7 protein-coding genes, 1 tRNA gene, 1 pseudogene and 1 riboswitch are annotated in these 4,691 nt (G+C 73.6%); of the genes and pseudogenes, 5 read left to right on the plus strand and 4 right to left on the minus strand.

All coding sequences use genetic code 11. The annotated features are described in order from the left end of the window. Window positions 1-21: 21 nt before the first annotated feature. The gene (locus ACJA3G_RS30530; RefSeq protein ID WP_406556279.1) at window positions 22-504 is read left to right on the plus strand and encodes a DoxX family protein; all 483 of its coding nucleotides are present in this window, start codon (window positions 22-24) and stop codon (window positions 502-504) included. A gap of 152 nt (window positions 505-656) precedes the next feature. Continuing rightward, complete coding sequence (locus ACJA3G_RS30535; RefSeq protein ID WP_406556284.1) at window positions 657-1,298, plus strand: DedA family protein; 642 nt, start codon at window positions 657-659, stop codon at window positions 1,296-1,298. Here the strand turns inward: ACJA3G_RS30535 and ACJA3G_RS30540 are convergent. Next, window positions 1,282-1,512: a DUF2277 domain-containing protein gene (locus tag ACJA3G_RS30540; RefSeq protein ID WP_406556280.1), complete on the minus strand. Its 231-nt coding sequence runs from the start codon at window positions 1,510-1,512 to the stop codon at window positions 1,282-1,284. The two genes, ACJA3G_RS30535 and ACJA3G_RS30540, sit on opposite strands and share 17 nt — an antisense overlap. Window positions 1,513-1,563: 51 nt before the next feature. On the opposite strand from ACJA3G_RS30540, the pseudogene ACJA3G_RS30545 reads away from it, so the two are divergent. After that, window positions 1,564-2,064: pseudogene (locus tag ACJA3G_RS30545) on the plus strand (RNA-binding S4 domain-containing protein); the annotation flags it as partial. Between the two features lie 141 nt (window positions 2,065-2,205). Continuing rightward, entirely contained in the window at window positions 2,206-2,490 is a 285-nt protein-coding gene (locus ACJA3G_RS30550; RefSeq protein WP_406556281.1) for a hypothetical protein, read from the plus strand. 101 nt (window positions 2,491-2,591) lie between these two features. Here the strand turns inward: ACJA3G_RS30550 and ACJA3G_RS30555 are convergent, their stop codons facing one another. Further along, window positions 2,592-3,434: a CbtA family protein gene (locus ACJA3G_RS30555; protein WP_406556282.1), complete on the minus strand. Its 843-nt coding sequence runs from the start codon at window positions 3,432-3,434 to the stop codon at window positions 2,592-2,594. A 17-nt stretch (window positions 3,435-3,451) separates the two neighbouring features. Beyond that, the gene (locus tag ACJA3G_RS30560; protein WP_358835660.1) at window positions 3,452-3,673 is read right to left on the minus strand and encodes a CbtB-domain containing protein; all 222 of its coding nucleotides are present in this window, start codon (window positions 3,671-3,673) and stop codon (window positions 3,452-3,454) included. 33 nt (window positions 3,674-3,706) lie between these two features. After that, window positions 3,707-3,862, minus strand: a riboswitch (cobalamin riboswitch). A 68-nt stretch (window positions 3,863-3,930) separates the two neighbouring features. On the opposite strand from ACJA3G_RS30560, the gene ACJA3G_RS30565 reads away from it, so the two are divergent. Then, window positions 3,931-4,494 (plus strand): histidine phosphatase family protein, encoded by a 564-nt coding sequence (locus ACJA3G_RS30565; RefSeq protein WP_406556283.1) that lies wholly within the window; start codon window positions 3,931-3,933, stop codon window positions 4,492-4,494. 71 nt (window positions 4,495-4,565) lie between these two features. On the opposite strand, the gene ACJA3G_RS30570 is transcribed toward ACJA3G_RS30565, so the two are convergent. Continuing rightward, a tRNA-Val gene (locus ACJA3G_RS30570) sits at window positions 4,566-4,637 on the minus strand. Window positions 4,638-4,691: the final 54 nt, after the last annotated feature.

Here is a 4,691-nt window from a genome sequence, read left to right on the forward strand (position 1 = left end):
CACCGAAGGAGCCCGTCCCCCATGGCTTCCCCCGCCTTTGCCTCCGCTCTGCCCACCGAGCGCGCCAAGCCCTACGTCCTGGGCCTCTTCCGCATCGTCACCGGCTTCCTCTTCGCCTGCCACGGCGCCGCCTCGCTCTTCGGCTGGTTCGGCGGCGCGGCCGGGACCGGCGGCACCATCGAGACCGGCGCCTGGCCCAACTGGTACGCGGCCGTCATCCAGCTCGTCGGCGGCGTGCTGATCATGGCCGGACTCTTCACCCGCTCCGCCGCCTTCCTCTCCTCGGGCTCCATGGCGTACGCCTACTTCGACGTGCACCAGTCGGGCGCGCTGCTGCCGCTCCAGAACGGCGGCGAGGCGTCCGCGATGTACGCCTGGGCCTTCCTGCTGCTCGTCTTCACCGGCCCCGGCGCGCTCGCCCTCGACGGGCTGCTCGGCAGCCGGACCACCGCCACCGCTCCGGCGCCCGACACCGCCGTCGCCCCGGCGGGCAGCGCGCGCTGACGCACCGACACCCGCGCGGGCGCCCACCGGCTCGCCACTGACTTCACACCCCCGAACGGAATCCCCACGCGCCCCAGGCGTACGCTGTACGGCTGTACAGCGACCCGGCCGCGGACCAGCGGCAGCGGGACGCATTCCGTTCGGGGGTCGTGGTGCTGGAGAGTGTGGGGTTGCTGACCGGCAGCCCATGGATCTATGCGGTGGTGACTGTCTCCGTCCTCCTCGACGTATTCCTCCCCGTCCTGCCCAGCGGGGTCCTGGTGATCACCGCCGCGACCTCGGCGGCGGCCGGTTCGACCACCGCGGCGGGCGCCCCGCACGCCATACGCGACGTCCCCGACCTGCTGCTCCTCGCCGCCTGCGCCGCCGCGGCCTCGGTCCTCGGCGACCTCGTCGCGTACCGCCTCGCCTGGCGCGGCGGGGCGCGGCTGGACCGGGCCATCGCCCGCTCCCGCCGGCTGACCCGCGCACAGGAACGTCTCGGCGCCGCACTGAGCCGGGGCGGCGGCGCACTGGTCGTCATCGCCCGGTTCGCCCCCGCGGGCCGGTCCGTCGTCTCGCTCGGCGCGGGCGCGGCGCACCGCACCCCCAAGGAGTTCCTGCCGTGGTCCGCCCTCGCCGGGGTGGCCTGGGCCGGATACAGCGTCGGCCTCGGCTACTTCGGCGGGCGCTGGCTCGGCGCGACCTGGCTCGGCACGGGCATCTCCGTCCTCGCCCTGTTCGCGGCCGGCTCCCTCGCCGCCTACGTCATGCGCCGTCCGGCGCCCGCGGTCGCGCCTACGCCGGCGTCCTGACCGGCACACCCCGTATCTCCAGGCCTTCCAGCAGCTCGGCCGTGGCCCGCGCTATCTCGTCCACCGCCCGCTCGAAGACCTCCCGGTTGTGCGCGGCGGGCGCCCGGAAGCCGGACACCTTGCGCACGTACTGGAGAGCCGCCGCGCGGATCTCGTCATCGGTGGCCTCCTCGGGGAGGGCCGGCGGCCTGAGGGTCTTGATACTTCTGCACATGCCTCAAGTGTGACGGGTACCACTGACAACGGCCTCGGTAGAGTCGGGGGCATGGCGGCAGCAGACGAGTCGAAGACAGAGCGGGCCGACCCCCAACAGGCACAGCAGCCACAGAGCCCACAGCAGGCGCAGAAGGCACAGCAGGCACAGCAGGCACCGACCGTGGTGCCCGCGCCCGTGCCGGCGGGGCCCTCGGAGCCCGTGCGGATCGACAGCTGGATCTGGTCGGTCCGGCTCACCAAGACGCGCTCCCAGGCGGCGACGGCCTGCCGGGCCGGCCATGTCCAGCTCAACGGCGAGCGCGTCAAGCCCGCGCACATGGTGAAGCCGGGCGACGAGGTGCGGCTGCGGCTGGACGGGCGGGAGCGGATCGTCGTGGTCGCCAAGGTCATCCGCAAGCGGGTGGGCGCGGCCGTCGCGGCCGAGACCTACATCGACAACAGCCCGCCGCCGCCCGCCCGCGCGGACGTACTGGCCGCGGGCGTCCGCGACCGGGGCATGGGCCGGCCGACCAAGCGGGACCGCCGGGAGATGGAGCGGCTGCGGGGGCTGTAGGAGGCCGTGGGTGCGGCAGGGGTTCGCGGGAGCGCCGGCTCATACATAAATCGCAGGCCGACTCCCTTCCGTGCGGAGTAATTTGGAGGGCTTCCGGGGGCCAGGGGAGCCCCCGATCCGTCCCCGGAGGAACCCGCCATGATCCTGTTGCTTCTCGTCCTGGCGCTGGTCCTGTACGGCTTCGGTTTCAGCCCCGGCGGCATCGTGGTCTGCGTCGCCGTGGTGGCCGTACTCGCCGGCGCCCGGCGCCGTGGCCGCTCCACGGCCCCGACCGGCGGCTCGTCCGGAGCCGGTGGGCCCGGCCGCGGCACCGACACGGACTACCGGGCCTACCGCGCCCGCCGGGACCAGATGGCCCGGTGGGAGCGGCGTTACCGCAGAGAGCGGCGCATCCGTCTGTTCTCCGCGCGCCGCCCCGACTGATCGAGCGCCACCGCACCGCGCGGCGGACCGCCGAGCACGAGCCACGCGCGCGAGGGCCCCGGACCGATGACGGTCCGGGGCCCTCGTACGTACGGCGCCGGTCAGTGGGCGGGCGCGGGCTCGCCGTCGACGCCCTGGGCGCCCTGGGCGCTCTCCGTGCTCTTGGCGCTCTTGGCGCTCTCGACGCGCTCGGCGCTTCCGGCCGCGGTGCCCGCGCTCCCGGGCCGGGCCGCGGCCCCGGGCACCAGGAGCCGTTCGGCGAGGTGGCCGAAGACCAGCCCGAAGCCGGTCCACAAGGTGGCCTGGATGGCCAGCGCGGCCAGCCGGAACCTCCACAGCAGCATCGCCGGGAAGTCCTTCGGCACCTCGTTGACGGCGGGCAGGAACGCGTACGCGAGCCCGACGGCGACCAGGAAGGCGGCCGAGGCGGCGACGGTGGCGTTCCAGTTGCCCAGGCGGGGCGCGAGCCGCTTGCCGAGGAGCACGGCGGCGACGGCGAGCAGCACGCTCAGCGCGATCATCAGGAAGTACAGGGCGGTGCGTCTGCCGATGGTTTCGGGGTCACCGACGGACGGCGGGTTCGCCGGGTACTTCAGGAACGGGACGACATAGACGGTCAGAAGGGCGCCGAGCGAGACGAACACCGCGGTGGCGCGCGGCCCGAACCGGCCGATACGGCCGAGCGCGACACAGAACGCGAGCGCGGCGATACCGCCGACGGCGACCCCGAACACCAGCACACCGGTGGCGAGACCACCGGTGGACTGGAGCGTGCGGCTGAACACCTCTTCGCCGTGCTCGTGCGCGTGCGCCTCCTCGAAGTCGATCGCCGCGTCCACCCGGGGCTCGCCCAGGAGGTACGCCACGACGAGCGCCAGGGCGCCCGCCGCGAGTCCGGCGATCATGCCCCGCACCAGCAGGGCCCTGACGGACAGGGAGTTCACGAGTGGTTCCCCTGGTCTCAGTGGCAGGGGAAGCCGAGCAGGTGGCGTCCGTCGTGCAGCCACTCGTGGACGTTCTCGCCGGAGAAGACGCTGGTGGCGCCCTGCTCGGAGCCGACGAAGTAGAGCAGCACGAGCATGAGGATGCCGAAGAACAAGGCCCAGGGGGCGATGGCCTTGAGCGAGATGGGAGTGATGGCCGGCGTTGCTTCGGCGCTGGGCGCAGGGGCGGAGAGAGCCACGGCAGAACCTCCTGGGGAACACGCGTCCCGGTCAATGGTGCCTTTGTCGACGGTGGTGGGTCTGACTTCCCCGTCCTCGCTCCCTGTCGGGGGCTCGCCGGGTTCACAGTGGCGCGACCGTGCCGGAATCTCACCGGGCTTCCTTCACACCGTCTTTATGTCGACGAGACCGTACCGCGTGACGGTCCGCGCCGCTACGGCGCACGGTGGCACCGCCCCCGCGCCACATGCGCGAACGGCCGTGCTCTGCTTGTCCCATGACCGTACGCGTGATGTTGATCTCACCCCCGGCCGACCGCTACGCGCGTGAGGCGAGAGTCGGCGACGACGCGGCCTCCCCCGACGAGGACGCCCTGCGCCGGGTCAAGGACGCGGTGGCGACGCTGCCGGTGCCGGGCCGCCGGCTGAAACCGCCCTCCTCCCGCTACGAGTTGGCGGACGGCCTGCCCACCGGCGACGAACCGGCCCTGGCCGACTGGGATCTGGGCAGCTGGCGGGGGCGGCGGCTGGACGAGCTGAGCGCCGAGGAGCCGACGGGGGTACGGGCCTGGCTCACCGATCCCGCGGCGGCGCCGCACGGCGGCGAGAGCCTGCTCGCGCTCGTCGCGCGGGTGGGCGCGTGGCTGGACACGCTGCCCGTGGCGGGCGGGCGCGTCCTCGCGGTCGCCTCCCCCGCGGTGGTCCGCGCGGCCGTCACCCACGCCCTGGCCCTGCCTCCCGCGTCCTTCTGGCGGCTGGACGTGGCCCCCCTGACTCTGACCGAACTCTCGGGCCGTTCGGGCCGCTGGAACCTGCGGTGCGGGCGCCCGGCGGGAGGCTGAGAGCCGGTCCTTGAGGGGCGCCGGATACGCCGAAGGCCCCCGCCGTGATCGGCGGGGGCCTTCGGTACGGGTGGGCATGGACGGTTTCGAACCGCCGACATCTGCTTTGTAAGAGCAGCGCTCTACCCCTGAGCTACACGCCCGTGGCACATCCGTGGATGAGGGAACAGCGTACATGGCCCCCGGGGCAGGGCCGC

Source organism: Streptomyces sp. YS-3 (genome assembly GCF_045257485.1).
Lineage (GTDB): Bacteria > Actinomycetota > Actinomycetes > Streptomycetales > Streptomycetaceae > Streptomyces.

Bases quoted from the DNA above. Each gene is read 5' to 3' on its own strand.
- ACJA3G_RS30530 (WP_406556279.1), top strand. From the start codon at position 22: ATGGCTTCCCCCGCCTTTGCCTCCGCTCTGCCCACCGAGCGCGCCAAG.
- ACJA3G_RS30540 (WP_406556280.1), bottom strand. From the start codon at position 1,512: ATGTGCAGAAGTATCAAGACCCTCAGGCCGCCGGCCCTCCCCGAGGAG.
- ACJA3G_RS30550 (WP_406556281.1), top strand. From the start codon at position 2,206: ATGATCCTGTTGCTTCTCGTCCTGGCGCTGGTCCTGTACGGCTTCGGT.
- ACJA3G_RS30565 (WP_406556283.1), top strand. From the start codon at position 3,931: ATGACCGTACGCGTGATGTTGATCTCACCCCCGGCCGACCGCTACGCG.